21 protein-coding genes and 1 pseudogene are annotated in these 24,431 nt (G+C 60.8%); 11 read left to right on the top strand and 11 right to left on the bottom strand.

The window, feature by feature from the left end; genetic code table 11:
* Positions 1–124: 124 nt before the first annotated feature.
* The gene (locus AC0L3U_RS10790; RefSeq protein ID WP_473361734.1) at positions 125–349 is read right to left on the bottom strand and encodes a DUF6894 family protein; all 225 of its coding nucleotides are present in this window, start codon (positions 347–349) and stop codon (positions 125–127) included.
* Positions 350–594: 245 nt separating this feature from the next.
* On the opposite strand from AC0L3U_RS10790, the gene AC0L3U_RS10785 reads away from it, so the two are divergent.
* Positions 595–1,308: a Bax inhibitor-1/YccA family protein gene (locus AC0L3U_RS10785; protein ID WP_473361733.1), complete on the top strand. Its 714-nt coding sequence runs from the start codon at positions 595–597 to the stop codon at positions 1,306–1,308.
* A 6-nt stretch (positions 1,309–1,314) separates the two neighbouring features.
* On the opposite strand, the gene AC0L3U_RS10780 is transcribed toward AC0L3U_RS10785, so the two are convergent.
* The 8 genes from AC0L3U_RS10780 to AC0L3U_RS10745 all read right to left on the bottom strand — a co-directional run bounded on the left by AC0L3U_RS10780 (position 1,315) and on the right by AC0L3U_RS10745 (position 6,617).
* The gene (locus tag AC0L3U_RS10780; RefSeq protein WP_473361732.1) at positions 1,315–1,818 is read right to left on the bottom strand and encodes a DUF1269 domain-containing protein; all 504 of its coding nucleotides are present in this window, start codon (positions 1,816–1,818) and stop codon (positions 1,315–1,317) included.
* A gap of 188 nt (positions 1,819–2,006) precedes the next feature.
* Positions 2,007–3,794, bottom strand: coding sequence for a complex I subunit 5 family protein (locus AC0L3U_RS10775; protein WP_473361731.1), 1,788 nt, complete (start codon positions 3,792–3,794; stop codon positions 2,007–2,009).
* Positions 3,794–4,135 (bottom strand): NADH-quinone oxidoreductase subunit K, encoded by a 342-nt coding sequence (locus tag AC0L3U_RS10770; protein ID WP_473361730.1) that lies wholly within the window; start codon positions 4,133–4,135, stop codon positions 3,794–3,796. Before AC0L3U_RS10770 ends, AC0L3U_RS10775 begins: the two co-directional genes overlap by 1 nt.
* Positions 4,132–5,076 (bottom strand): MnhB domain-containing protein, encoded by a 945-nt coding sequence (locus tag AC0L3U_RS10765; protein ID WP_473361729.1) that lies wholly within the window; start codon positions 5,074–5,076, stop codon positions 4,132–4,134. Before AC0L3U_RS10765 ends, AC0L3U_RS10770 begins: the two co-directional genes overlap by 4 nt.
* A complete protein-coding gene (locus tag AC0L3U_RS10760) occupies positions 5,073–5,366 on the bottom strand; it encodes a monovalent cation/H(+) antiporter subunit G (protein ID WP_219683137.1) in 294 nt (97 codons plus the stop codon). Before AC0L3U_RS10760 ends, AC0L3U_RS10765 begins: the two co-directional genes overlap by 4 nt.
* Positions 5,363–5,653, bottom strand: a complete 291-nt coding sequence (locus AC0L3U_RS10755) for an MrpF/PhaF family protein (RefSeq protein WP_473361728.1) — start codon at positions 5,651–5,653, stop codon at positions 5,363–5,365. Before AC0L3U_RS10755 ends, AC0L3U_RS10760 begins: the two co-directional genes overlap by 4 nt.
* A complete protein-coding gene (locus AC0L3U_RS10750) occupies positions 5,646–6,332 on the bottom strand; it encodes a Na+/H+ antiporter subunit E (protein ID WP_473361727.1) in 687 nt (228 codons plus the stop codon). The genes AC0L3U_RS10755 and AC0L3U_RS10750 overlap by 8 nt, the downstream gene beginning before the upstream one ends.
* A gap of 81 nt (positions 6,333–6,413) precedes the next feature.
* Positions 6,414–6,617, bottom strand: a complete 204-nt coding sequence (locus AC0L3U_RS10745; RefSeq protein ID WP_007601212.1) for a DUF3551 domain-containing protein — start codon at positions 6,615–6,617, stop codon at positions 6,414–6,416.
* Positions 6,618–6,950: 333 nt separating this feature from the next.
* On the opposite strand from AC0L3U_RS10745, the gene AC0L3U_RS10740 reads away from it, so the two are divergent.
* The 8 genes from AC0L3U_RS10740 (at position 6,951) to AC0L3U_RS10705 (ending at position 18,346) form a co-directional block, all read left to right on the top strand.
* On the top strand, positions 6,951–8,054 hold the full coding sequence (locus tag AC0L3U_RS10740) for an efflux RND transporter periplasmic adaptor subunit (protein WP_473361794.1): 1,104 nt from the start codon (positions 6,951–6,953) through the stop codon (positions 8,052–8,054).
* The gene (locus tag AC0L3U_RS10735; protein WP_473361726.1) at positions 8,051–11,113 is read left to right on the top strand and encodes an efflux RND transporter permease subunit; all 3,063 of its coding nucleotides are present in this window, start codon (positions 8,051–8,053) and stop codon (positions 11,111–11,113) included. The genes AC0L3U_RS10740 and AC0L3U_RS10735 overlap by 4 nt, the downstream gene beginning before the upstream one ends.
* Before the next feature lie 143 nt (positions 11,114–11,256).
* A complete protein-coding gene (locus AC0L3U_RS10730; protein ID WP_473361725.1) occupies positions 11,257–12,690 on the top strand; it encodes a basic amino acid/polyamine antiporter in 1,434 nt (477 codons plus the stop codon).
* A gap of 25 nt (positions 12,691–12,715) precedes the next feature.
* Positions 12,716–13,978, top strand: coding sequence for an arginine deiminase (gene arcA / locus AC0L3U_RS10725; protein ID WP_473361793.1), 1,263 nt, complete (start codon positions 12,716–12,718; stop codon positions 13,976–13,978).
* Positions 13,979–14,178: 200 nt separating this feature from the next.
* Complete coding sequence (locus tag AC0L3U_RS10720; protein ID WP_473361724.1) at positions 14,179–14,997, top strand: outer membrane beta-barrel protein; 819 nt, start codon at positions 14,179–14,181, stop codon at positions 14,995–14,997.
* A gap of 671 nt (positions 14,998–15,668) precedes the next feature.
* Positions 15,669–16,862: a sensor histidine kinase gene (locus AC0L3U_RS10715; RefSeq protein ID WP_473361723.1), complete on the top strand. Its 1,194-nt coding sequence runs from the start codon at positions 15,669–15,671 to the stop codon at positions 16,860–16,862.
* 65 nt (positions 16,863–16,927) lie between these two features.
* Positions 16,928–17,554: a response regulator transcription factor gene (locus tag AC0L3U_RS10710; RefSeq protein ID WP_473361722.1), complete on the top strand. Its 627-nt coding sequence runs from the start codon at positions 16,928–16,930 to the stop codon at positions 17,552–17,554.
* A 156-nt stretch (positions 17,555–17,710) separates the two neighbouring features.
* On the top strand, positions 17,711–18,346 hold the full coding sequence (locus AC0L3U_RS10705; RefSeq protein ID WP_473361721.1) for a response regulator: 636 nt from the start codon (positions 17,711–17,713) through the stop codon (positions 18,344–18,346).
* 401 nt (positions 18,347–18,747) lie between these two features.
* On the opposite strand, the gene AC0L3U_RS10700 is transcribed toward AC0L3U_RS10705, so the two are convergent.
* Together AC0L3U_RS10700 and AC0L3U_RS10695 are read right to left on the bottom strand one after the other, a co-directional pair.
* Positions 18,748–20,484 (bottom strand): sensor histidine kinase, encoded by a 1,737-nt coding sequence (locus AC0L3U_RS10700; protein WP_473361720.1) that lies wholly within the window; start codon positions 20,482–20,484, stop codon positions 18,748–18,750.
* A gap of 215 nt (positions 20,485–20,699) precedes the next feature.
* Positions 20,700–20,909: pseudogene (locus AC0L3U_RS10695) on the bottom strand (ATP dependent DNA ligase); the annotation flags it as partial.
* 1,412 nt (positions 20,910–22,321) lie between these two features.
* On the opposite strand from AC0L3U_RS10695, the gene AC0L3U_RS10690 reads away from it, so the two are divergent.
* Together AC0L3U_RS10690 and AC0L3U_RS10685 are read left to right on the top strand one after the other, a co-directional pair.
* On the top strand, positions 22,322–23,470 hold the full coding sequence (locus AC0L3U_RS10690; RefSeq protein WP_473361719.1) for an ABC transporter substrate-binding protein: 1,149 nt from the start codon (positions 22,322–22,324) through the stop codon (positions 23,468–23,470).
* A gap of 237 nt (positions 23,471–23,707) precedes the next feature.
* Positions 23,708–24,412 (top strand): GntR family transcriptional regulator, encoded by a 705-nt coding sequence (locus AC0L3U_RS10685; RefSeq protein WP_473287449.1) that lies wholly within the window; start codon positions 23,708–23,710, stop codon positions 24,410–24,412.
* Positions 24,413–24,431 lie beyond the last annotated feature (19 nt).

The following is a 24,431-nucleotide window of genomic DNA, read 5'->3' as shown; positions in this document are numbered from 1 at the left end:
GACGGGCACTGATGCCCGCCGCATTGGAGAGGACCCTAGACGTGGCTCTCCCCTTCGCACATCCGGGATTCTCTGTAGGCAGCGAGGGCAGGAAATTGACGTACTGTAAGGTTGGGCATCGCCCTCAAGTGTTTGGGGGAGGGGCAGTCGCGATTTGACCGGGACCGGATGATGGCCCGGAAGCGGCCGCCAAAAGCACGACGCTGAAACGGCAGAACTCGCCGGCCTTCGCGAGCTCAGCCGCTATGCATCGGGCATGCAGGGACGCTGCGTCCTGATCGGCGAGCTCGCATCCAGTCCTATCGGGCGAGAGACCGTATTTGTCGACGATATGAAAGTAGAAGCGCATACTGGCCGGATTAGGCCGGATCGCGGCCGTTTTCCAAGTGACAAACGCGTAACGCGTCTCCGCCCAAAGGAGGACACTTCCGGCGGTTTCGATTACCGGTTCGTAATCACCGTGCTCAGGTGCGCAGTAAAAAGCTGTGCGATAGGGTGATTGTCCTTGCCAACTCTCGGGTGATTGTCCGATGCCGTCTACTGATACCCAGAGATAGCATGACCTGATTAGCGAGCTCTGGCAGGAGACAGGCAATGTCGAACTATGATCCGAACGTGACGATGGCGGGAGCGGGCGGCGGCGCGGCAATCGCGGTCAATGCTGGACTGCGTAGCTACATGCTGCGCATCTACAACTATATGGCTGCCGGCATCGGCCTAACGGCCGTTGTCGCGTGGCTCACCTATCAGCTCACCAGTCCTGCCCTGCTGCAGAGCCCGTTGATGTGGGTCTTCATACTGGCGCCGCTGGGTTTGGTCTTCTTCATCGGCTCGCGGATCAATACGCTGTCGGTGTCGACCGCGCGTCTGCTGTTCTTCATCTATGCGGCGCTGGTCGGCGTGTCGCTCTCGACGCTGCTCCACATCTACACCAGCGCCTCGATTTCGCGCGTCTTCTTCATCACCGCGGCGACGTTCGGGGCGCTCAGCGTCTTTGGCTATACCACAAGCCGCGACCTATCCGGTCTCGGCACCTTCCTGTTCATGGGCCTTATCGGGATCATCATCGCCACCCTGGTGAATCTGTTCCTGCAATCCAGCGGGCTTGACTGGCTGATCTCGATTGTGGGCGTCGGCGTGTTTGCCGGGCTGACGGCCTACGACACGCAACGGATCAAGGCGATGCATGACAGCCGGGACGACGAAACAACCAGGGGCCGCAAGTCGGTGATTTCAGCGCTGTCGCTGTATCTCAACTTTATCAACCTGTTCATGATGCTGCTGCGTCTGGTCGGAAATCGCCGCTAAGTAGCTTCAGGCCGCCGGCCGCTCCGCGGCGTTTGCGAGTGCGTCGCGCAGAGCCTGTTCTTTGGCGTCGTCCAGGGACGTCTTCAGCACGGTCCCTCCGGCGTCCTTGATCTCCTTCAAGACCTTGTCCGCAGTCATATTCTTGATCAGCACGAACAAGGCGGCGTTGCCCGTGTGAAGTGATACTGATAATTCCTTCATGAAGGAGTCGTCGATGCCGAAATCGGACAGTGCGCCGCCAAGTGCGCCGGAAGCTGCGCCGACGGCGACACCGAGGATCGGATTGAGGAAGATCATGCCGATCAGAAGTCCCCAGAAACCGCCGGTCACCGCCCCCATCGACGTCGTGTTGACGAGCTGATTGAGCTTGATGCCGCCGGAATCCGTCTTCACGGCGATCACTGCGTCGCTGATGGTGATCAGATATTCCTTCTGCAGCTTGAGCAGCCGCTGACGCACTTCCTCGGCCTTCGCCTCGGATGGATACACGATCGCTACTAGATCTGACATGCAAACCTCCTGCTGGATCAAGCTCCGCCGCAGCCAAGACGATGCGCCAACCGGTGCAACCGTGCCACTGGCGGAACGCGCTGTTGAACACTAGCCTTCGATCGGTCGGCTTGGGATCGGAGAAAACCCTGAGGCGCGGGGATGGATGTTCCTGATCGTTGTTGCTGGAGGGGCGCCTGAGGCTGACCTTATCCCGGCCGAAAGGTGTGCCCCCCAACCATCAGCGCGCCAAACAGCAGCGCCAGGATGAGGAGGAACACGCTGGCCGCAGGCCACTGGCAGAGAACGTGATTGGCCCTCTCTAGGCAACCAACGGACCTATGGCAGCTGCGTTGAAATAGACCGAGTATGCTGGCGACCATTTTCCAGCGCATCAAATAGGCATCCGGATGCGGCCAGGGAGCGATCAGGATCGCCAGCACAACGCCGCCCAGGACGGAGGAGAGTGTTTTGGTGAGAGTCTCGACCGCAAAGAAACCTGACACCGAACCGTGCGAGACGGCTAGATAGGAATCCCAAGGCAACAGGCCGAGCGATAGCGAGCACAGGGCCAGCACAAGCGCCGCGATGTTCCGGACGTGTAGTGCAGGACCGGTCGATGCAATCCGCCCGTCCGTAGGCACCAGCGCGTGAGCCAGGACCAAGACAACGTAGGCCGCTGTAAGCATTCCGCCCGCCTCGAGCACGACCGCCCACCACCACTGCCCCCTTTCGGCTGCGGCACGAAGCAACAGCTCTTTTGCCAGCGACGCACCGCTCGGCTGTACGCCTACCAACGCGATGCCGGCGAGAGCAAAAGCTAAGACGCTCAACGGCATCGTTCTCACCAGACCATGCAAGTCTGTGAGGCGATCATGACCCAGCCTCGCATAGATCGATCCGGCAGCCATGAACATCGCCGCTTTGGCCGTGGCATGGGAGACGGCCTGCAGCAGACCGCCTGACAAAGCGTTGCCGTCCTCTAGCCTGCCCGAAGCCTCGAACGCGAGCGGAAACATCAGGAAGAGATATCCGAGCTGTGCTACGGTCGAATAGGCGACCAAGAGCTTCAGCCGTTGCTGGCGAAGAGCGAGAACGCTGCCGAAAATGATCGCCGATGCTCCCAGAGCGGCGAGCAGCTGCGTGGCTGGCAAACCAGGCAGCGCGGGCATCACCTTGAACCAGAGCCGCACGATGATGAAGAAAGATCCCTTCACGACAAGGCCAGACAGGATGGCGCTGGCGGCCGCCGGCGCGCCCGCGTGGGCGGGGGGCAGCCAGAGATGTAGGGGAAACAGTGCGGTTTTGGCCAGAAGACCCGCCGTCATCAATGCCGCCGCGAGGAATGAGGCGGGTTCTGCCTGGATCCGATGCGACAGCAGCGCGATATCCAGCGTACCATAGCCGCCATAGAGGAGCGCCGTGCCCAGCAGGTAGAGCACGGAGCCGAGCAATGCGAACAGCAGGTACCGTATCGCAGCTCGGAGCGTATCCGGATGGCCTTCCAGCGAGACCAGCGGCACTGCGGCGAACGTCAGCAATTCCAGGGCGACGTAAAGCGTGAAGAGGTCTCCGCCGACAAAGATCGTGTCCAGCGCCGCCCAGATCGCCAGCAGCAGGATCCAGAATGCGAATGGCGCGCGCGTCGCCGTATCCTTGAAATCAGCATGGGCATAGACGGCGACCGCGCAGATCACGACCGCGGTCGCCGCGAGCATCACCGCAGACACTCCGTCCGCGCGCAGAGCCACCCCCAATGGCGGCGGCCAAGCGCCCAGCAGGTAAACGAGAGGCCCTGCGCTCTGCCTAAGGGCCACCAGAATCGTCACCGCGATCGCCAGCCCCAGCGGGATTATCGCGTACGCGACCAGCCTGACGTATCGGTCACCAAGAACGAAGGCCAGCACAACGCCGATAAGGGGCATGGCAATCGACAGCACCAGCAGGAAACCGCTCGGAGTTGTTATGGCCTCGAGCCCGGGGGCAGGGGGCAGCATCAGCTACCGGCCCGATCTGCGTCATCGCCTGGGGCGGCACGACTGCTCGGCTCCAGAAAGGCGGTCGTCTGGAACAGCCGCAGCAGGATCGCAATCGCCAGAGCCGTCGCTGAAAACGCGACGACAATGCCGGTGATCACTAAGGCCTGCGGCACCGGATCGTTGCCTATCCCTGCCGCCGCACCGCGCCGCCCGACGACGCCGAACAGGAGAAACACGCCGCTGCCCAGCAAATTGAAGGCGATGATCTTCCGCAGCGGCCGCGGGTCCGTGATCAGACCGTAGAGTCCAAGACTGGCCACCGCAGCAGCGCACAGTCCGAACACAGTCACGGTGCTCATGGTCGTGCGCTCCGTTCTGGTGCGCCCGCGAGCAGCAGGCCAAGCGTTGCCGCGATCGTCAAAGTCATCGTGACCTCGATGCCGAGTATCAGCGGCTTGGCCAGCGCCGGCGGATAGGAAAGGAATGCGTCGCCAAACAGAAGTCCGACGAGGCCAACAACAAGGAATAGGCCGGGCCCGGCGACGAGGATCAGCCTTATCCAGCGAAGGCTCACGGATGGCGTGTCCGCCAGACCCGTCATGATGGCCAGCAGCCACATGGACGCGAGGATCGCGCCGCCCTGAAACGCACCGCCGGGCTGGTCGGCGCCGGCCCAGAGGACATGAATCCCGACGACGATGCCAATCGGGGGCAACAGGCGCGCAAGAAAGACGAGGACGCCGCGTGGATCGGCTTTGTGGCGCGGCCCGGGACGACCGCCCCAGGCAAAGTCGGATGCAAGTGACCAAACGCCGACGACGGCCAGCAGCAGTACGATTTTCTCGAGCATGGTATCCATCGTACGGAACGCCATCAGCACGTTCGTGACCGGATTGGACAGACTTGTCGCCCCGGCCTTTGCAACAGCCGCCGGAGCAAGCGTCGGAGCAGGATCGGGCAGCACCAGGACCGCACCGGCCAAGGCTGCGGCCATCAACACCGACAGCGCTGCCGCGCTCGCTCGCAGCAGCGTGCCCGGCGTTTTCTCCGCCATCAGGTCGGCATCACGCAATCGCGCCGCCGCACCCAGCAGCAACACGCCACCGAGCCCTCCGCCGATTGCGGCCTCGGTCAGCGCGACATCGACGGCGTCGAGACGTACCCAGACAAGTGCCACCAGCAGTCCATAGGCGACGAATCCGACCGTGGCCGAAAAAGTCTCAGGCACGACGATCGTCCAGACGCCAAGTCCCAGAACGACCGCAGCGAGCACAATTTCGAAGACCGTTGCAATGCTCATCGGTTCAATTGGCCATGGCGCGCCGCGCGCGCAATCAGTTGGGAGACTGTGGCGCCGGCGAGCAGGCCAAGCAGCCAGATGCCGACCAGCTTCAACCCGTCGCGAAGGCCCGCAGCTTGCGGGAGCAGTCCGAGCACGACGAGACCGAGGCCGAGATTGTCCGCCTTCGTGAGCGCGTGCAGACGTGTCAGGGTGTCGGGAAAGCGAAGCAGGCCGACCGTGCCGGCCAGGAAGAAGAACGCGCCGGCTGAGACGGCCGCAACTGTCATCATGTCGCGTGCGAGGCTCATTTGTCCTCCGCTGATGTGATCCCATCAGCTTCGAAGCGCGAAAGTCCCTTCTTGACGAACGCGATGGAGGCGAAGGTGGCGAGCAGTGCCAAGGTCAAGGCCACGTCGATTGCCGCGGGTGAGCCCGCCACAGTGCCGAGCAGCAGCAGCGCGGCAATACCTCCGGTCCCGATCAACTGCGTCGCCATCATGCGGTCGGCGTCTCCTGGACCTCGCAGGATAGACACCAGGCCAAGCGCCAGCATGGCCAGGATGAAGCCGACTGCGGCCGTCAGGAACTCAGTCATTGTACAGCGCTCGGACCAGAGCAGCCTCCTCTTCGGCAAGCTCGGCGACCACGGGATGTTCGATATTCAGACAGTGATAGAGGATCTGCGCGTCATCTTCTGCGGCCGGCACGGTGCCCGGTAGCAGGCTCGTCAGCGTTGCAAACACGTTACGACGAATGCCGCGGGGAAGACGGGTTGGATATGCGATAAACCCCGGGTGTAGCGGCAGCCGGGGGTCGAGTGCCCGCCTCGCGACGTCCACTCCGGCAACAATGGAGTGATATAGGAAGAGCAATGTCAGTCGCGAGATGGCGCCAGGTGAGCGCCGCGATCTGCCAGGTTCCAGCCAATGCAAGCTCGTCCACGTTGCCGCTGCGACGGCGACTGCCGCGGCAGGAATGTCATCGAGAGCGGCGCCGGAAAGTACCAACCAGAGGCAGAGGAACGAAGCCGCGCGGGACGTCGCGCTCCACCAGGACGCGCGGGCTGTGGCGCCCGTGAGCGCATCTGGCTTTCCCGCCGACCCTCTCACAGGCGATTCCTCGATTGGCGACGGATGGCGCCGTCCCGTGCGGTGCTTCGAAAATCCGGCATCGTGTATTGACTGGCGGGTGTCCGGCGGCACGACTGTCGGTGTCTGCAGCCGGGTATCCTTCGACGTGCGGATGCGTGAGTTGGCGTAGCGATACAGCAGCATCCACACCGGCTCGAATGGCGTCCACGAGCGGATCGTTCGACGCCATCGTTTTGGATGGCCCTTCGCTGCCCTGCTACGCAACTAGCGCGACGCCTGCCGGGGGAAGCAGGTGCCGCCCCTCCCGCTTCGGGACGCCTGGCACTGATCTTGGGTGGAGTACCTGCAGTTCACATGCCCCTTGAACTTGGAGCACCATTGGTTTTGCTCGGTCTGCGCTGATGCAGTCTGTGGCATGATGGCCAGCATTCCCGAGACCGCCATTGCAACTAGGATAAATCTCCGCATTCGAAAATCCTCCGGGTTCATCGGGCTGACAGGCCCGATCGCTTTAGCTGACCCTGACGATGCGCTCTCGATACGACCTGCGATATTGGGTCTTTGCCCGATTAGGCGGCAGGAATTCCCCGGAGCGCTCCATAAGGCGCCGTTTCATATATCGCCGGCGTTTCGCCTGCGACTGCGGCCCGCGGTCGCGATTGCATCCGGACGCACCAAGTAGATTTGCCGATGTGTGTGGCCCCTCCTTTGGGCAAGAATATCAGGGACGACACCGTAGATCGCGAGATGTGAAAGGGCGACCTGCCTGATCTAACGTCTGGAATCGAGGAGGGCATGGCGATGCGCGGTAGGCGAACCACATCTCGGCAAGTCTTCGCAGTGACGTTGATCGCCTCCGTGTTCGCACCGTTTCTGGTAGCCTGCGGCCGCCAAGCGGAAACGAAGGAGCTGCCCCCGCGTCCGGTTCGGACCACGACGGTCGAGAAGCGCGATAGCCTGGTGCCGTTGATTTTTACAGGCCGCATCGAGGCCGAGGACGAAGTGGCCGTCGCCTTTCGGATATCCGGACGCTTGCGGGCGAGCCATGCGAAACTCGGAGACAGGGTTGAGGCCGGACAGTTGCTGGCACAACTGGAGTCCCAGAACGAGCTGAGCACATTGCGGCAGGCAAAAGCGGCTCTTTCCGCTGCGCGGGGCCAGTTGACGCAGGCACGCAACCACTACGAACGCCAGGAAACGCTGTTGGCCCAGGGGTGGACCACCCGTGCCAATTTCGAGGCGGCGACGCAGGCACGACAGGCCGCGCAGTCGCAGGTCGAGGCGGCGGAGGCGCAAGTCGACTCCGCGCACGACCTCGTCAGCTTTACGGAGCTGCGGGCCGATGCGCCCGGCAAAATCACCGCGACAGGTCCCTCTGATGGCGAGGTCGTTCAGGCCGGGCAAATGATCGCGAGGATCGCGAGGCAGGACGGCCGTGACGCAGTCTTCGACGTTCCGGCTCAAATGATCAGATCGACGCCGGCCGACGTGCAGGTCATGGTCAGCCTGACAGATGACGCGAAGCTCACGGCACAGGGCCGCGTCCGCCAGGTCGCGGCGCAGGCCGACCCCGTCACCCGCACGTTCGAGGTCAAGGTCGGTCTAACGGATCCGCCACCAGCCATGCGGCTCGGCGCCACCGTAAACGGCCGCGTCGAGTTGGGTTCCGGACCGGTGATCGATGTACCCGCTACCGCCTTAACAAGAATAAATCAGCAGCCGGCCGTCTGGATCCTTGATCCCCAGACGAACATCATATCGGCGCGTAATGTCGACATCCTGCGTTTCGACCAGACCGACGTCATCGTCTCGCAGGGACTGAATGCCGGCGACATCGTTGTCACCGCGGGCGTCCAAGCGCTCCATCCGGGCCAGAAGGTGCGCGTGCTCGGATCAGAGCCATGACCGGGTTTAACCTCTCCGGATGGGCGCTCAGGCACCGCTCGCTCGTCGTCTATGTGATGATCGTTGCCGCGATCGCAGGTTATCTCGCGTATTTCCGCCTTGGCCGGAGCGAAGATCCTTCGTTTACGATCAAGACGATGGTCGTGCAGGCTGCCTGGCCGGGGGCAACGGCCGAAGAGACGATGAAACAGGTGACCGAGCGACTCGAGCGGCGATTGCAGGAAACGCCCCATCTTGAGTTCCTGCGCAGCTTCACTCGCGCCGGTCTCGTCACTATCTTCGTGAACCTGAAGGGAAGCGCCAACAGCAGGGAGGTCGCCGATACCTGGTATGAGGTGAGGAAGAACATCGGCGACATGCGCCACACGCTTCCCGCTGGCGTTGTCGGCCCCGGCTTCAACGACGATTTTGGTGACACGTTCGGGATCGTCTACGGCTTTAGCAGCGACGGCTTCACGCAGCGAGAGTTGCGAGATTACGTCGAGAATGTCCGTGCGCGCTTGCTTCAGGTTCCTGACGTGTCGAAGATCGAGCTACTGGGTGCCCAGGACGAGGTGATCTTCGTCGAGTTCTCCAAGCAGGACCTTGCGACCTTGCAGGTCGATCGGGCGGCTCTGCTCGGTGCGCTGCAAGCTCAGAATATTGTCCGGCCGGCGGGGACAATCCAGACCGGCAAGGAAACCATTTCCGTTCGAGTGTCCGGCGGCTTTGGGTCGGAGCAGGACATCGCCGGTGTCAATTTCGTCGCAGGCGGGCGCACGATCCGGCTGAGCGACATTGCGAAAGTGCGGCGTGGCTACGTGGATCCGCCGCAGCCGATGTTCCGGGTCAACGGCCAGCCGGCAATCGGGCTTGCTATCGCAATGCGTGATGGCGGCGACATTCTTGCGCTTGGCAGAAATATCAAGGCGGCGATGGCCCAGATGACCGCCAATCTCCCGATTGGAATCGAGCCCGCGCTCGTCGCCGACCAGGCTGCGGTGGTCGATAGTGCGATCAGCGAATTCATGACCTCGCTACTACAGGCCGTCGCAATCATTCTAGTGGTGAGTTTCATCAGCCTCGGAATTCGTCCGGGCCTCATCATCGCGCTTGCCATTCCGCTGACCCTAGCCGTCGTGTTCCCGATCATGGAGATCGCCCGCATCGACATGCAACGAATATCGTTGGGCGCGCTGATCATCGCGCTGGCACTCTTGGTCGATGATGCGATGACGACCACGGACGCCACCCTCAACCGGCTTGCCCAAGGCGACAGCAAAATCGATGCAGCGACCTTCGCCTACCGCAGCCACGCCTTTGCTATGCTTGCAGGGACTCTGGTGACGATCGCAGGCTTCATCCCGGTTGGCTTCGCCGCGAGTTCGGCCGGCGAGTATACATTTTCGCTGTTTGCGGTAGTCGCGATCGCTCTCCTGGTGTCGTGGCTCGTTGCTGTGATCTTTACGCCATTGCTGGGTATGATCATTCTCGTTCCGCCGGGACAGGAGAGCTCGGACGCGCCAGGCAGGATATTCCGCTTCTATCGCGCGTTTCTCACGCTGGCGATGCGCGCCAAGTGGCTCACGATCGCCACCTCGCTGGTGCTCTTTATCGCGTCGGTTCTTGCGCTTCCCCTGATTCCGCAGCAGTTCTTCCCATCGTCAGATCGACCTGAACTGCTGGTGGACCTCAGTTTGCCCCAGAATGCATCGATCCATGCGAGCGAGCTGGCAGCCAGGCGCTTGGATGCCGCATTGACCGGCGATCCGGACGTCGATCATTGGAGTACCAACGTGGGGCGCGGCGCCATCCGTTTCTATCTTCCGCTCAATGTCGAGCTTCCAAACGATTCGTTCACGCAGGCGGTTGTCGTGGCGAAGGACGTCGCAGCGCGCGAGCGTCTGCGCGTGAGGCTGGAACGTTTGCTCGCGGAGGAAGTTCCCGCCGCCGTCTCGTCGGTTTCGCCGCTCGGTCTTGGCCCACCTGTGGGATGGCCGCTGCAATATCGCGTCAGCGGACCGGATGTCGAACGGGTACGTGAGATTGCGCTCAAGCTTGGGCAAATCATTGCCTCCGAGCCCAGGGCCAAGGGCGTCAATTTCGATTGGATGGAGCCGGAACGCCAGCTCCGCATCCAGGTCGATCAGGACGAAGCGCGACGTCTCGGACTGAGCTCGCAAGCGATATCGAGCGTGCTGAACACGGTGATATCCGGCGCAATCGTCACGCAGGTCCGCGACGACATCTATCTGGTCAATGTGGTGGCCCGGGCGGTCGATGAGCAGCGCATCTCGCTGTCCAACCTGCGTACGCTTCAGGTGCCTTTGCCCAGCGGCAGGACGGTATCTCTCAGTCAGTTTGCGACATTCGCGTATCACCAGGAGCATCCGCTGATCTGGCGGCGCGACCGCATTCCGACGCTGACGGTGCGCGCCGATATTGGCGGCGGATCACTGCCGGCTGCGCTGGTGGACGCTCTGTCGCCCGCAATAGGCGAGTTGAGGAAGACGCTGCCGGCGTCCTACGAGGTGGCCGTGGGCGGAACCGTTGAAGAGAGCCGGAACTCGCAGGCGTCGGTGCTTGCTGTGGTGCCGATGATGCTGTTCGTCATGCTCACGGTCCTGATGATCCAGTTGCAGAGCTTTCCGAGACTGCTGATGGTCATAAGCGTGGCGCCACTCGGGATGATCGGTGTTGTCGCCGCACTGTTGCTTTCCGGCAGACCGGTGGGCTTTGTCACTATCCTCGGAATTCTCGCTTTGCTCGGCATGATCAGCAAGAACGCGGTGATTCTGATCAGCCAGATCGACGCAGAACGGGCACAGGGCAAGAGCCCGTGGGACGCAGCGGTCGATGCCAGCAGCTCCCGGTTTCGTCCCATCATGTTGACGGCGGTGTCGACCGTGCTCGGCATGATCCCGATCGCTCCCACCGTATTCTGGGGCCCGATGGCCGTCGCAATCATGGGCGGTCTGCTGGTTGCAACCGTTTTGACGCTGGTCTTGCTGCCGACATTGTATGTGAGCTGGTTCGGAGAGAAGGGGCGGGTAGGGACTTCCGCTCAATCGGTCGGCTAAGCCGCTGGTTTCCGGCGAGGGGAATCCTGTCCCGGGATTAGGAGTTCACCTGATATTCCGGGCTCCGCCCGCGGTGCATGGTGAAGTGCCGGCAAGTCGATCGGCCAGGATGCTGCGCACCCGCACTATCGCGAGGTCTTCACATGACTGGGACGCCGTCAGTCCAGAAGCTCTCCCTGTTCGCGTTGACCGCGATGGTGGTCGGATCGATGGTTGGCTCGGGCATCTTCTCGCTCCCGAGAACATTCGGCATCGCCACTGGTCCGTTCGGAGCGGTCTTCGCCTGGTGTATAGCCGGCGGCGGCATGTACACGCTCGCGCGGGTGTTCCAAACGCTGGCTGAACGAAAGCCAGAGCTCGATGCTGGTGTCTATGCCTATGCGAAGGAGGGATTTGGTGATTATCCTGGTTTCCTATCGGCGTTCGGATACTGGATCGGCAGCTGCATCGGCAACGTATCCTATTGGGTCCTTATCAAGTCGACCTTGGGCGCCTTCTTTCCTGTCTTTGGAGACGGGAATACGGTCACCGCTATCATCGTCGCCTCGATAGGAATCTGGCTGTTTCACTTCATGATTCTTCGCGGCGTGCAGCAAGCCGCGGCGATCAACACCATCGTCACGATTGCGAAGATCGTGCCGATCCTGGTCTTCATTGCTATCCTGATCTTTGCGTTCAAAGCTGATCTTTTCCGCGCCAATTTCTGGGGCGGTGAGGGGATGCCGGACAAGAGTCTGTTCGACCAGATTCGCGCGACCATGCTGGTGACGGTGTTTGTCTTTCTCGGCATCGAGGGTGCCAGCGTCTACTCGCGCTATGCCAAGGAACGCGCACATGTCGGCGCGGCGACCATTTTAGGATTTGCGATCGTTACGACCCTGATGGTGCTCGTGACCATGCTGCCATATGCCGCGCTGCCCCGCGCCGAGATCGCCGGCATGCGACAGCCGTCCATGGCAACGGTATTGGAGGCGGTGGTCGGCCATTGGGGCGCGATCTTCGTCAGCATCGGACTCCTGGTTTCGGTATTGGGCGCCTATCTCGCCTGGTCGCTAATCTGCGCTGAGGTGCTCTCCGCCGCCGGACGAACGAAGGATATGCCGGCTTTGTTCGGCACCGAAAATGCGAACAAGGTGCCGGCTGCGGCGCTCTGGCTCACCAATGTGATCGTTCAGCTCTTCGTCATCAGCACCTATTGGTCGCAGGATGCATTCGCGCTGATGCTCAATCTCACGAGCGTGATGTCACTCATTCCGTTCTTCCTCGTCGCAGCCTACGGGCTCCTGCTCGTCCGTCGCGGCGAGACCTATGAGAAAAGCAGTCGTGATCGCAAGCGCGACATGATCTTTGCCGGCGTCGCCTTGGTCTATACGCTGTTCCTGATCTATGCCGCCGGGATGAAGTTCCTGCTGCTGTCCTTGATCCTCTACGCGCCAGGCACTGCGCTCTATTTCTGGGCGCGCCTGGAACTGAAGGCGCGGGTCTTTACAGCCATCGAGTGGGGCCTCTTCATTGCAGCCGCCCTTGGCGCTGCTGTTGGAATACACGGACTGGCCACCGGCTACATCACCATCTAGGCAGGCAACTCCCGGGAGAACTCCCATGGCAAAGCAGACATCGGACACCTCGGCTCCCTTCGGCGTTCATTCAGAGGTCGGCCAGTTGAGGAAGGTGATGGTCTGCTCGCCAGGGCGGGCCCATCAGCGCCTTACGCCCTCCAATTGCGATACTCTGCTGTTCGATGACGTGCTGTGGGTGGATAATGCCAAGCGCGACCATTTCGACTTTGTTCAGAAAATGCGTGACCGCGGGATCGAAGTCGTCGAGATGCACAATCTGCTCGCCGAGACGGTCGCGATCCCCGAGGCCAGGAAGTGGATCCTGGACAACCAGGTTGTTGCCGATCAGGTCGGTCTCGGTCTGATCGACGAGCTGCGCGGCTATTTGGAAAGTCTCAATCCGCGCGACTTGGCGGAAACGCTGATCGGCGGAGTATCGACTCACGACTTTCCGGATGCCCATGGCGGCGAGATGCTCAAGCTGGTGCGCGAAGCAGCCGGGATGACCGAGTATTTGCTACCGCCGCTTCCCAACACCTTGTACACTCGGGACACCACATGCTGGATCTACGGCGGCGTCACGTTGAATTCGCTCTACTGGCCAGCGCGGCACGAAGAGCCGATCCTCGCCACAGCCATCTACAAGTTCCATCCGGATTTCGCCGGCAAGGTCAACGTCTGGTGGGGCGATCCGACGCGCGATCACGGCCTCGCGACGCTGGAAGGCGGCGACGTGATGCCGATCGGCAAGGGCAACGTTCTGATCGGATTGAGTGAGCGCACCTCGCGGCAGGCGATCAGCCAGGTTGCCGCAGCCTTGTTCCAGAGAAAAGCGGCCGAACGCGTGATTGTGGCGGCCATGCCGAAGCTGCGCGCGGCGATGCATCTCGATACCGTCTTCACGTTCGCAGATCGGGATTGCGTCCTGCTCTATCCGGACATCGTCAACAACATCGCGGCCTTTTCCTACCGGCCAGCCGACAATTCCGCCGGCCTCGATCTACGCAGGGATGAAAAGCCGTTCGTGGATGTCGTGGCCGAAGCGCTCGGCCTGAAGAAGTTGCGCGTGATTGAGACCGGCGGCAACGCGTATATGCGCGAGCGGACCCAGTGGGATAGCGGTGCGAACCTGGTCTGCGCCTCTCCGGGCGTGGTGTTCGCTTATGACCGCAACACATACACCAACACCTTGCTGCGCAAGGAGGGGATCGAGGTGATCACCATTGTCGGTGCAGAGCTGGGACGCGGTCGGGGAGGCGGTCATTGCATGACCTGCCCAATCACCAGGGACACGGTGGATTATTAGCCGACCTGCGGCCGCTCCGGCCCTGAAGAAGGGCGTTCACGGCCGCGTGGCATTCGGCTGTTGCTGGTTAGCATCCGGAGTTCCATCCAGACGTCGTCTGTCGCCTCAATCAGAGATTTAATTCCTGATCATTAACACGCCACAATCACCACCCAAGTTGAGGTGATTCCAGGTGTACGCAGAAGCCATCGGGGGACACCATGCGCGCGCTGACGATTCTTTGGCTGGTCGTTGGATTGTTTGGGGCGGACAGCGCTTGGGCGGCGGATGTTCATCTCACCGAACTAAAGGCGAGCGGTCCTGTGCCGTATTATTCCGCTCCGTCATGGAGTGTCGTTGGTTCCGTCGCGCCAACCTTCACTGACAATGCCTTATTCAGCCGAAACAACCGCAGGTCGGACTTTTATTATGAGCCCGACGTCAGCCTCAGGTTGGATGGGAACCTCACAAACGACCTGTCGTACCGGCTCTATGCTCGCGCCCAATACGAGGCCTTTGCGACCGAGAAGGACGGCAACGCCGCAGTGGCGCGAATGGGAGCGCGCTTGACCGAGAATTGGGACGGCTGGCGCTTCTCGGCTATTTATGAGAACCGGTACGATTTCGACGGTGTCTATCGCGATCTTGCTTTCACGTCCCACGACGTGATGGGCTCGGTAACGCGCGACTTCCGCGTGAACAATGTCACGCTGTCGCCACTGTTGCTCCTGACCTACCGGTTTTCCGATCTTGCGGAAGCCCGCCGCTGGCGCTTTGACGCGGTGCTGGGTATCGAAGTCAAGCTGGACCCGAAATGGTCGATTGTGAGCACGCCATTGTTCGAAGCCTTTTGGTTCTCGGACGGGCTGAACAGAGGCCGACAGGATCAGATCTACTCAGCGGACGTCGGGCTGAGGTATAGTTTCGCCAGCAACGTGTCGATCACGACCAGTGTATTGTACGAGGCGCGAACATCGAACGTTCCGGAGCGGCGATACAGGGATCTCAGGGTTGGTCCCCGACTTGATTTCGCGTTTTGAAGGGCTCGGAAGATGACGAGATGCGGGTGTGTATTGGTGGGAATCATCGTTGGTCTAACGGCCGCCTCCGTGGCTTCTGCGGATCCCCGCGATTCTGTTGACCGGAGCCAGCGCCTGGATACCGATGCGCTGAGGGATGATGTCGGCGTTAACCGCCTCCAGGTGCCGTCTCATCCGCTGGTGCTTTCGCCGCCTCAACAACCCGCTCCAAGCGCGAAGGCAGGAACGAAAAAGAAATCCAACGCGAGCGGAGTTGGAGCCTGGTAGCGCACGGACGCAAGTGCGGCCGGATTGCCGTGGCAGTACCCGAGAACGACTTCACGAGTCTCGGAAGCCGCTGATTGCGCATTGGGGAGCTGTTGTCGACACAAGCAGCTCATGAAGGCTTTCTGCGATACTTTAGCATCTGTTGCATTTCATTTGAATCCAGTGCTGCCGAGTCTGGAATGAGTTGCATATTTGATCACCTCCAGGTTCCACTTGGATCCGCGATTTTAAACCGTGACGATTGCTACCTCTGGTGCAGTCAATCAGACGGTGTATAATCGGCGTGCGCCGCAAGGGCGTCCGTACTCTGATTGACAATGGACGCCTCGCGCGCGGCGCAGGACGGCGAGTCTCGATGTTGAGCTGCAATGTCGGATGTTGCCGCAGCAAAGTGAGTGCGTACCGTGAAGCTCCGTAGCTTTCCCGCCCGCGAATCAATTCGAAACAGCAGTACAGGGTGGTTGCCGCTCGGGTTTGAAGAAGCCAGCGACCGCCTGTACTGGATGTATTCACCGGATTTTCTTTTCGTCGTGCGCCCTTTGCCTGGCGGACGCTTCGTCTATGAGGTGATCAATCCGGCCTTCGAGTCGCGTCTTGGCATTTCGGCCGACGACGTCCGGGAGATGGACGTGTCCAAGTGCATGAGCAGAGACGACGCCAGATCTACCCGCGAAGCTCTCCGCGCCTGTCTCGCAGAAGGAGCGGAAGTGAAGATTCGCCACCGTCTCGCATTTGCGGGCCCGCTGCAAAATATGGAAACGACGATTGTTCCCGTCGTGGATCCGGCCGGCAGTGGCGCGAACCGGCTGATCGGGAGCCATCGTCGCGTGCACAATAGCGCACCCGAAGCCGCGACCGACGGAGCGGACAACGCGTATGTCGACCTCGATTTGGCCTCCATCCAGGAAGGAATCCAGCAACGGATTGCTTCCGATCTCCACGATTCGACTTGTCAGCATTTGATTGCCGCGAGCCTCGGCCTGATGCGGATCCGGCGAAGCATCAGCGATACGGTCGACGCCGAACGGCTTTGCGATGACATCGATGCGTCAATCGACGAGGCCCTCAGAGAGATTCGTGCCTTCTCGTATCTGCTGCACCCCCGAACTCTGACGGTCGACAGGCTTAAAGCTGCGATAGAAAACTACGCCGATGGATTTGCGGTTCGGACCTCATTGCGGGTCACGAGCAGGATCGTGCCCGACGTCGATCGTCTCCCGTACGAGAAGCAGCGGACATTGCTGCGGATCGTCCAGGAAGCGCTCACGAACATATTTCGCCATGCGCAAGCGACAGAAGTGAGCATCGTCATCGACGCGGTCGATAACCAATTTCGATTGACGGTCAGCGACAACGGGCGGGGGTTTGGCGCAGACAACGGCAAGCAGCGAGCAAAGGCGACATCAATCGGCGTCGGGATTCCGGCGATGAAGGCAAGGCTCGAGCAGATTGGAGGGACGCTGGACATCAGATCCGATCCGGCGTCACGGCGCCCCGGCACCATCTTGCGCGCGGTACTTCCGCGTGAGCTCACGACGAATGCGGATAGCCGGCGAAGGGCAACGACCTCCGTGAGGGTCCGCGCAGGGGCCCACTGAGAGAAGAAGAAGAAGGGTTACCGGTGGCGGGTGGCTACTGCGTAACGACATTGGAGTGCTCTGCCATGAAACGCATTCTTATCGCGGATGATCACGAAGCGGTGCGATCGGGCTTGCGAGCGGTGCTCGAACAGCGGGCCGATTGGGAAGTCGTTGCCGAGGCGAACGACGGCAGCAAGGCATTGACGGCGGCAATCGAAAGCCGGCCGCATGTGGCCATCATCGACTTCTCCATGCCGCGGATGACCGGCGTGGAGGTCGCACGGCGGATCAGGGACTATCCGTTGCAGACGGAGGTGTTGATCTTCACGGTCCACAAGTCGGGTCTGCTGGCGCAGCAGGCGTTTGAGGCAGGCGCCCGCGCGTTTCTGGCGAAGTCGGATGCTAACAGATTGCTGTTGGCGGCCGTCGACGCACTTCTGGCGCACAAGCGGTTCTGCAGCGAAAGCTGTCGAGACGAGCTCGATCACGGCGGCGAGGGCGCGGACGGGCGCCGGAGGCTTACGCCACGCGAGCAGCTTGTGGTCAAACTGGTGGCGGAGGGTTACAGCAACAAAGGCATTAGCGCGATCCTGAACCTCAGCGTCAAGACGACTGAAGCTCATCGAGCGGCCGCGATGCGCAAGCTGGAGGTGAACTCAACCGCAGGTTTGGTTCGGTACGCTGTTCGTTCGCATCTGGTCGAGGCGTGACAGCATATGATGTTCTTGAGGACCGCCACGTCGGTACATTCGCGGTGGCAGGCTCAGGGTTTTGCAGGATGGCGCTTAGAACCATGAGCGGCATGATCGTCTGACCTTGCCGCACTGAGCGTCTCCAGGGGTGCGGCCGGAATCGAGAACGGCGCCATGAAACGCATCTTGATTGCGGATGATCATGCGGTCGTACGTTCGGGACTTCGCGCGATTGTCGAAACGCAGTCCAACTGGATCGTCGCCGGCGAAGCGACGAACGGTGAACAAGCAGTCAGTTTGGCTGTCGAGACGAGATCGGACGCCGTGATCGTCGATTACTCGATGCCGCTCATGAACGGTTTGGAGGTCAGCCGGCGGCTGAAGGCACTCGATCTGCATACGGAAGTGCTGATCTTGACGATGCATGAGGACGAGGAACTGCTGACTGAAGCTATTCTGGCGGGCGTCCGCGGTTTTTTGTTCAAGTCGGATGCTAAGAAGCATCTGATTTCCGCAATCGAAGCGTTGCTCGACGGCAGGCCCTACTTCACCAGTGCTCTGGTGGAGAAGCTGCTCCACGACTATCAGCTCAACAAGCAGGGCAGGTCAGACATCCTACTAACGTCGCGCGAGCAGAGCGTGGTCCAGTTGATTGCGGAAGGGCACACCAACAGATCCATAAGTGACCTGTTGCAGTTGAGCGTAAAGACCGTCGAGACCCATCGTGCATCGGCCATGCGCAAGCTAGGGATGTCCTCCACGGCCGAACTAGTCCGCTATGCCATTCGGAAGAAGCTCGTGGCGCCCTAAGGGATTCCGCCGTTGTCCTGAATGCCCGAGTTCGGTGGGTGGCTGTCCGCTTGGGCTGCTTTGCTGTTCCATTCGCAGGCAAATCCAATGTGAGCCGGCCAGCGGCCGTGGCCTGAGCACGACGCCTGCGCGGCCAACGCAACCTGCTGGATATCAACTTACTGGCAGTACACGCCCCGCCTTTGCTGGCGTGCGATTGAATCCGAGACACGCAAGCCCCAACAGGACGCTAGTGGCAATCCCGGCAACTGTCGCTGACTTGATCCAAAGACGCTTCCTCGGATGCATGGCGAACCTCCTCAGCGCTGCTGATAACGGGATTCGCATCAGGCGCGGCTGAACATTGCATGAGCCTCGCGGATCGCTGACGTTGACTTTAGATCGGGGAAGATCCTGCCCCATTAAACAAGAGGAAGCCTGATCGTGAACGTTGCCCCGCCGTGATCTCGATTTTTTGCGGCTATTACCCCTTGGTGCGCTTCAACAATAGTGTGGGCGATGGACAGGCCCATGCCCATGCCTTCCGCTTTGCTAGTAAAGAAGGGTTCGAAGACTTCCTTTAATTCGTCTTTTGGAATGCCCGATCCGCGATCCGACACGGACAGCTCGGCAGAGCCCTCGGCGCGCGAGGTCTGAATGCTGATGATGCGGCTTTCGCTCGGAGTGTCCTTCATCGCCTCGATCGCGTTCACGACAAGGTTAAGAATGACTTGTTGAAGTTGGATGCGGTCGCCCAGGATCGGAAGCGCCTCCGGCATGATCTGTTCAATCAGCTCCACTTTTCGTCCAACGGCCAGCATCGAAAGAAATGCAATGGTCTCACGAACAAGATCATTGAGATCCAGTTTTTTCAGCTCGAAAGGTGCCTTCTTAAGGAGACTCCTCATCCTCCGGATGACTTCGCTGGCGCGCCGGTCATCGCGCAAGATGTCGTCAACAATCTCGGCCAGCCCCGCAATGTCAGGGTTCTCAGATTTTAAGATCAACTGCGCGGTCTCGGCATTAGTCAGAATGGACCCGAGCGGCTGGTTGATTTCGTGCGCGATTGTTGCTGTCAGTTCGCCAGCCGTCGAGAAGCGATTAACATGGGCCAGTTCGGCCATGCGTTGCCGGGACTGCACTTCCGCCAAATGACGTCGATGATGCTCGCGAAGCAGGGTCGATATAAGCCCGCCTTGCAAAAGTATAACGCCGGTGATCAACGAGATCTGCCACCAATACCGTTCCCACACCGACGGCTCGCGGAAGTAGATGGTGCTGCCAGGCGGCAGACGGCTCTCGGAAATTCCCCAGCGCTGCATTTGTCGCCAGTCGAACATAGGCGCTGCCGGGACGACGAATGTCGGCTTGATGTCGCCGGCCCTTTCACCGTCAAGAATGCGGAGGGCGACCTCCGCAGCCTTCTTGCCCTGTCCGGCAATGACCTGCATTGGACCGCCGACGATGCCCTTACCGAAAAAGATCGAATCGTGGAAAAAGATCGGTGCGTTGGCGGCGTCAAAAAGCCGTGAGAACGCGCTGTTGCCTTCATAGGCCACTCCCGCCGCATCGATAGTCAAGCCAAGCCAAAAAATGGCGCTGTGTGGCGGGAGGTTGGCCGCGTCTTTGAGCATATCCTCAAAGGAAAGCTCATCGTACCACCGAAACTGCACGCGGTCGGCAAACAGCGCGGTGGATTTGGCCAACTCGTTCCGCCAAAATGTTTCGCCCGGCGAAGCTCCCACAACAATGGCGATAGTCTTTGTTTGGGGCAGGACGCGCACGACGTTATCAAAAAACGCGACGTCGTTGTTGGCAACCGCCACCACCGTGTCGTATTCGGTCAGCTTGTCGAGGTCCACCCGGCGACGCTCTACCAACGTGAAGAGCATAGGGGTTGTTGGAAAAAGGTCCTTCCGGTGCGCCTGCACGAAATTCGCGGCGGGCGAGCCGATAGCGATGATTAGGTCGGGCTGCTGATCATGGTTGAGCGCACGAAGGTAGTCGACAAATGCTGCGTCTGATTTGTCGCTGGCCGTCCGGGCATTCAGAAGCGAATGGTCCTGAAAGGTCACGAAAGGACGTTGGCTTATTCCGGCGCGAAGGGCCTCGGAATAGTCGGTCCACGGCTGGAAGCGAAGACCGTATGAATGCAGCATTAGAATGCGTTTCGGCGTTGGACCAGCCGCTTGACTTTGACACGGGGTCGCCAGCAACCATGCAGTGCCCAGCGCAGCGGTGAAGGTCCGCGCAAAAAAAGGTCGCCATGGTACCGCCAAGCGCATAGTGCTCCGTTCTCCGATTGAATAGGAACCGTAATGGCTCGACCAGACGATTGACAGCCGAAAGAGGGCTACCAGAAAGTCGGATCTGGAGCGAATTTGACCTCGGCCACCAACGAAGGCCTGACCCAGGTCGTGTTCGCCTCGTCCTTCACTCTGGCAGGAAAGGGTGATTTGGCGGCCCTCAACTTCACGAGCTTGGCATGGATGTCTTCCAGGACCTTATGGTTGAAGCCAGTACCGACATGACTGATGTAGCGCCAAGCGTCATCTTCGCGCACGGCGAGGACCAGGGCGCCGAAGAGGTAATGCGCGGTCCATTCCTCTGGGTATGTTGTAATCAAGCGTGGTTTACCGTGCCGTTGGCGGGGCAGCCCTAGATATGCGAAGCAGGATAGGTCGAGAGCTGCAGCGGTCACGGACATTGCATCAGAGAATCCGGCCAGATCCTCAGCGGCTGACAAAGAACTGGAGGTCGCAGTTGTTGTCGCGGAAATCGGTCCTGAGAAGCAGGCGGCCGTTGCTCGATACGAAGAGGCGAAGCTTTCAGTCCGACGGCAGGTAGAGCCTCATGAGACACCGATCCAGCAAGTTGTGGCCGAAAATTATGGTGCCGAACATGATCAATTGGCTCAGGCTGTGGCGCGATTATTTGGATTTGGAGCGACGAGTGCTCAGTTACGTGAGGTCGTGGAATCTGCGCTGACTGATCTGCTCGATTCTGGTCGCGTGCGTTTAGACGGTCGATTGGTTGCCCAAGTGCAAGACGGGTCTTCGTGAGGCGCCGGCCAGGTTGCATTGCGCGAAGTCCGTTCTCTGGTGGGGCGAAGGCGCGCATCTATTCGATGGGCGCAGGGTACTTCTCGCCCGTCGGGCAAAACACCCGCCACCCCGTCAACCCCTCCCCGCGCAAATATTCCACTTTACCGAAATTCGGTTTTGACGTATTTGTCGGTCATCCCGGCTCATCCTTGAGGGGCGATCTCGTTGTCGTCTTGATTGCGAGCCGGGCTTGCGATGGACGCGGCAGCGTCGGCACGAGATGGTGCGGGCAGGGCGGGTAGTCCCTGTGAGCCCGCAACCGCGTGCGGACGAGCGGCGCTGCTAGGCTTCGTCTCGCCTGTAAGTTTCCGGCTCGGCCGACAGGGCTGGAAAAACTGCGGCGAAATGGCGGGCCGCGCGTACGGCAAAACCGTGTGGTCCTGGCCGTCGTTGCTACGGTCAAGCTGTCGCGGAGGTGTGTGCGAGCCCAACCGGGCAGACAGCATCATCCAATTCGCGGGGCGAGGGAGGCCAGAAGGAAAGTTCGGCTCCCGGGAGAGCACGGCATAAGCCGTCCGACCATCGCGCAGGGAAGGCCGAGTGATTGGCTACACCTGTATGCTGCTGTGCGGTTTTCCTGCGTGTGCTTTTCGCGCAGCGGACCGCGGGTGCCAGCCGGCACCCGGCCTTCCCTGCGCCCTCTTGGACAAGAGGGTGGAATGACGAAGCAAAGCTCGGGCGATTTGCGCCGCGAGGATGCGGCGGTGCGTCCGCCTACTTCTTGTCCCTAACGCTAGGGACAGACACGTGGCTGCGATCCGCTTAGCATGATCCGCCTGGTTACTCGGGACCGCGGGACGCCTTCTGGGCAGCGACGGCGCCTCCTGGGGAGCACTGCAAGCTCGCCGATGTACCCGGCGGAGGCATCAAAGCGGACGGGGAGGAACAGGGCATGAAGATCGGTTTCGCGCGAGCCTCGCTTCTTGTGGCATGCGTCCTTTATGGACATGCTGCTCACGCGGACATCAAGATTGGAATCGTGATTTCGGCAAGTGGCCCGGGATCCGCACTGGGCCAACCGCAGCTCAAGACGGTTGCAGCTCTTCCGAAAGAGATCGGTGGAGAGAAGGTCACCTATATCGTCCTGGACGACGAGTCGGATTCGACCAAAGGAGTCCAGAACGCACGCCGGCTGGTGATCCAGGACAAGGTCGACGTGCTGGTCGGCTCCTCTCTGACCCCGGTGACCATGCCGATGCTGGATGTCGCGCTTGAATCGAGGACGCCGCTGTTGTCGCTCGCTGCCGCTACTGCCATCGTCCAACCGATGGATGAGAAGCGCGCCTGGGCCTTCAAGGTCGTTCCCAATGACGATCTCATGGCGGCCGCCATCCTCAAGCATATCGCGACATCAGGCGTGAAGACGCTCGGCTATATCGGCGTTTCGGATGGCTACGGCGAGGGCTACTACAAGGAGGTGAGCCGCCTCGCGCCCGCGTTGGGGCTGACCGTCACCACACATGAGGTCTATGCACGCGCCGACACCAGCGTCACCGGTCAGGCGCTGAAGGTGATGTCGACCAATCCCGACGCCGTCTTCATCGCGTCCGCAGGAACTCCGGCGGTCTTGCCGCAGCAGGCGCTCCGCGAGCGCGGATACGCCGGGAAGATATTTCAGACACACGGCGTGGCCAGTGAGGAGTTCATCAAGCTCGGTGGCGCGAACGTCGAAGGTGCCGTATTCGCGGGCGAGGCTTTTACCATTGCCGCCGATCTTCCCACGGGAGATCCGTTCCGTCGCTCGACGGAGGAGTTCGTGACCGCGTATGAAGCGGCGAACGGGCAAAAGCCCAACATGTTCGCTGCTCACCTCTGGGATGTCGTCGCGCTGATCGGAAAAGCCGCACCGGATGCGCTGAAGACGGCAAAGCCCGGCACAACCGAATTTCGCGCGGCGCTGCGGGACGCACTCGAACGTGGCCAGAACATCTATCTCAACAATGGGCTGTCGAACATGAGCAAGGCCGATCACAACGGCTATGATGAACGCTCGGCCTTCCTGATCAAGGTCGAAGGCGGGAAGTTCCGCCTGGCAAAGTAGCGGCGCGCCGATCAGTTTTGTACGAGCGCGGTGGCGGGACACCATGCCTGCGCCGATCTGGTCCGGTCGTCCGTTTTGGGGATCCAGAGATGGCTGATCGGGGATGGGTCGTTCCATGCCGGGGGCGTCCAACAGGGCGCGACCTGATCCCGATCAGAAAAATCGATTTTCGATTTTCTATTGACCCCTCCGCGTTGCCTTGCCATCATTCGACCCATGGGTCCGCTTCAGTTTCATATGACCGGAAGCCCCGGGGATGGTCCGCGCAGCCTGACATCTGCGTTGCACGAGCGCTTGCGCGCCGACATCCTGGCGACGCGGCTGCTTCCGGGGCAGAAGCTGCATATCGCCGGCCTCGCCAAGCAGTTTTCCGTGAGCCTCGCCGCCGTACGTGAGGCACTTTCCCGACTGGTCGCCGACGGGCTCGTGCTGGCGTCCGACCAGCGTGGCTTCCGGGTGAGCCCGGTGTCGCTCGCCGATCTCGCCGACGTGACGCAGACCCGGATCGACATCGAGGGCCTTGCGCTCCGTCGCTCGATCGAGCGGGGCGACGATGCCTGGCTTGCCTCGGTGAAATCCGCCTGGGCGGACCTGAAGGCCGTTCCCTATCGCTATCCCGACGATCCGACGGTGCATTATGAGGAGTGGGTGGTCCGCCATCGCATCTTCCATCGTGCACTGGTCAATGCCTGCGGCTCGCCGTGGCTGCTCGGCTTCCGTGACGTGCTGCACGAGCAGAGCGAGCGATATCGCCGCCTCTCGATCCGCAGGGAGGTCGGCAAGCCGCGCGATGTTGAGGCTGAACACAAATCGATCGTCGCTGCCGTCGTCAAACGTGACGCGGATGCGGCGGTTCGCGCATTGGCAAAGCACTTCGGCATCACCAAAGAGTTTGTCGAGCTCGCCGCGCCTCGCATTGCGGAGGTGAACGGCGCGAACTGACAATCCGGAAAAATCCGGC

The sequence above is a fragment of the Bradyrhizobium sp. Kon69 genome (assembly GCF_055807515.1).
Note: the sequence above shows the minus strand (reverse complement) of the source record. Positions and strands in the feature narration are given on the sequence as shown.

Coding starts and splice junctions, on each gene's coding strand:
- AC0L3U_RS10790 (WP_473361734.1), bottom strand. CDS start 349: ATGCGCTTCTACTTTCATATCGTCGACAAATACGGTCTCTCGCCCGAT.
- AC0L3U_RS10785 (WP_473361733.1), top strand. CDS start 595: ATGTCGAACTATGATCCGAACGTGACGATGGCGGGAGCGGGCGGCGGC.
- AC0L3U_RS10780 (WP_473361732.1), bottom strand. CDS start 1,818: ATGTCAGATCTAGTAGCGATCGTGTATCCATCCGAGGCGAAGGCCGAG.
- AC0L3U_RS10775 (WP_473361731.1), bottom strand. CDS start 3,794: ATGCTGCCCCCTGCCCCCGGGCTCGAGGCCATAACAACTCCGAGCGGT.
- AC0L3U_RS10770 (WP_473361730.1), bottom strand. CDS start 4,135: ATGAGCACCGTGACTGTGTTCGGACTGTGCGCTGCTGCGGTGGCCAGT.
- AC0L3U_RS10765 (WP_473361729.1), bottom strand. CDS start 5,076: ATGAGCATTGCAACGGTCTTCGAAATTGTGCTCGCTGCGGTCGTTCTG.
- AC0L3U_RS10760 (WP_219683137.1), bottom strand. CDS start 5,366: ATGAGCCTCGCACGCGACATGATGACAGTTGCGGCCGTCTCAGCCGGC.
- AC0L3U_RS10755 (WP_473361728.1), bottom strand. CDS start 5,653: ATGACTGAGTTCCTGACGGCCGCAGTCGGCTTCATCCTGGCCATGCTG.
- AC0L3U_RS10750 (WP_473361727.1), bottom strand. CDS start 6,332: ATGCTGCTGTATCGCTACGCCAACTCACGCATCCGCACGTCGAAGGAT.
- AC0L3U_RS10745 (WP_007601212.1), bottom strand. CDS start 6,617: ATGCGGAGATTTATCCTAGTTGCAATGGCGGTCTCGGGAATGCTGGCC.
- AC0L3U_RS10740 (WP_473361794.1), top strand. CDS start 6,951: ATGCGCGGTAGGCGAACCACATCTCGGCAAGTCTTCGCAGTGACGTTG.
- AC0L3U_RS10735 (WP_473361726.1), top strand. CDS start 8,051: ATGACCGGGTTTAACCTCTCCGGATGGGCGCTCAGGCACCGCTCGCTC.
- AC0L3U_RS10730 (WP_473361725.1), top strand. CDS start 11,257: ATGACTGGGACGCCGTCAGTCCAGAAGCTCTCCCTGTTCGCGTTGACC.
- arcA (WP_473361793.1), top strand. CDS start 12,716: ATGGCAAAGCAGACATCGGACACCTCGGCTCCCTTCGGCGTTCATTCA.
- AC0L3U_RS10720 (WP_473361724.1), top strand. CDS start 14,179: ATGCGCGCGCTGACGATTCTTTGGCTGGTCGTTGGATTGTTTGGGGCG.
- AC0L3U_RS10710 (WP_473361722.1), top strand. CDS start 16,928: ATGAAACGCATTCTTATCGCGGATGATCACGAAGCGGTGCGATCGGGC.
- AC0L3U_RS10705 (WP_473361721.1), top strand. CDS start 17,711: ATGAAACGCATCTTGATTGCGGATGATCATGCGGTCGTACGTTCGGGA.
- AC0L3U_RS10700 (WP_473361720.1), bottom strand. CDS start 20,484: ATGCTGCATTCATACGGTCTTCGCTTCCAGCCGTGGACCGACTATTCC.
- AC0L3U_RS10690 (WP_473361719.1), top strand. CDS start 22,322: ATGAAGATCGGTTTCGCGCGAGCCTCGCTTCTTGTGGCATGCGTCCTT.
- AC0L3U_RS10685 (WP_473287449.1), top strand. CDS start 23,708: ATGACCGGAAGCCCCGGGGATGGTCCGCGCAGCCTGACATCTGCGTTG.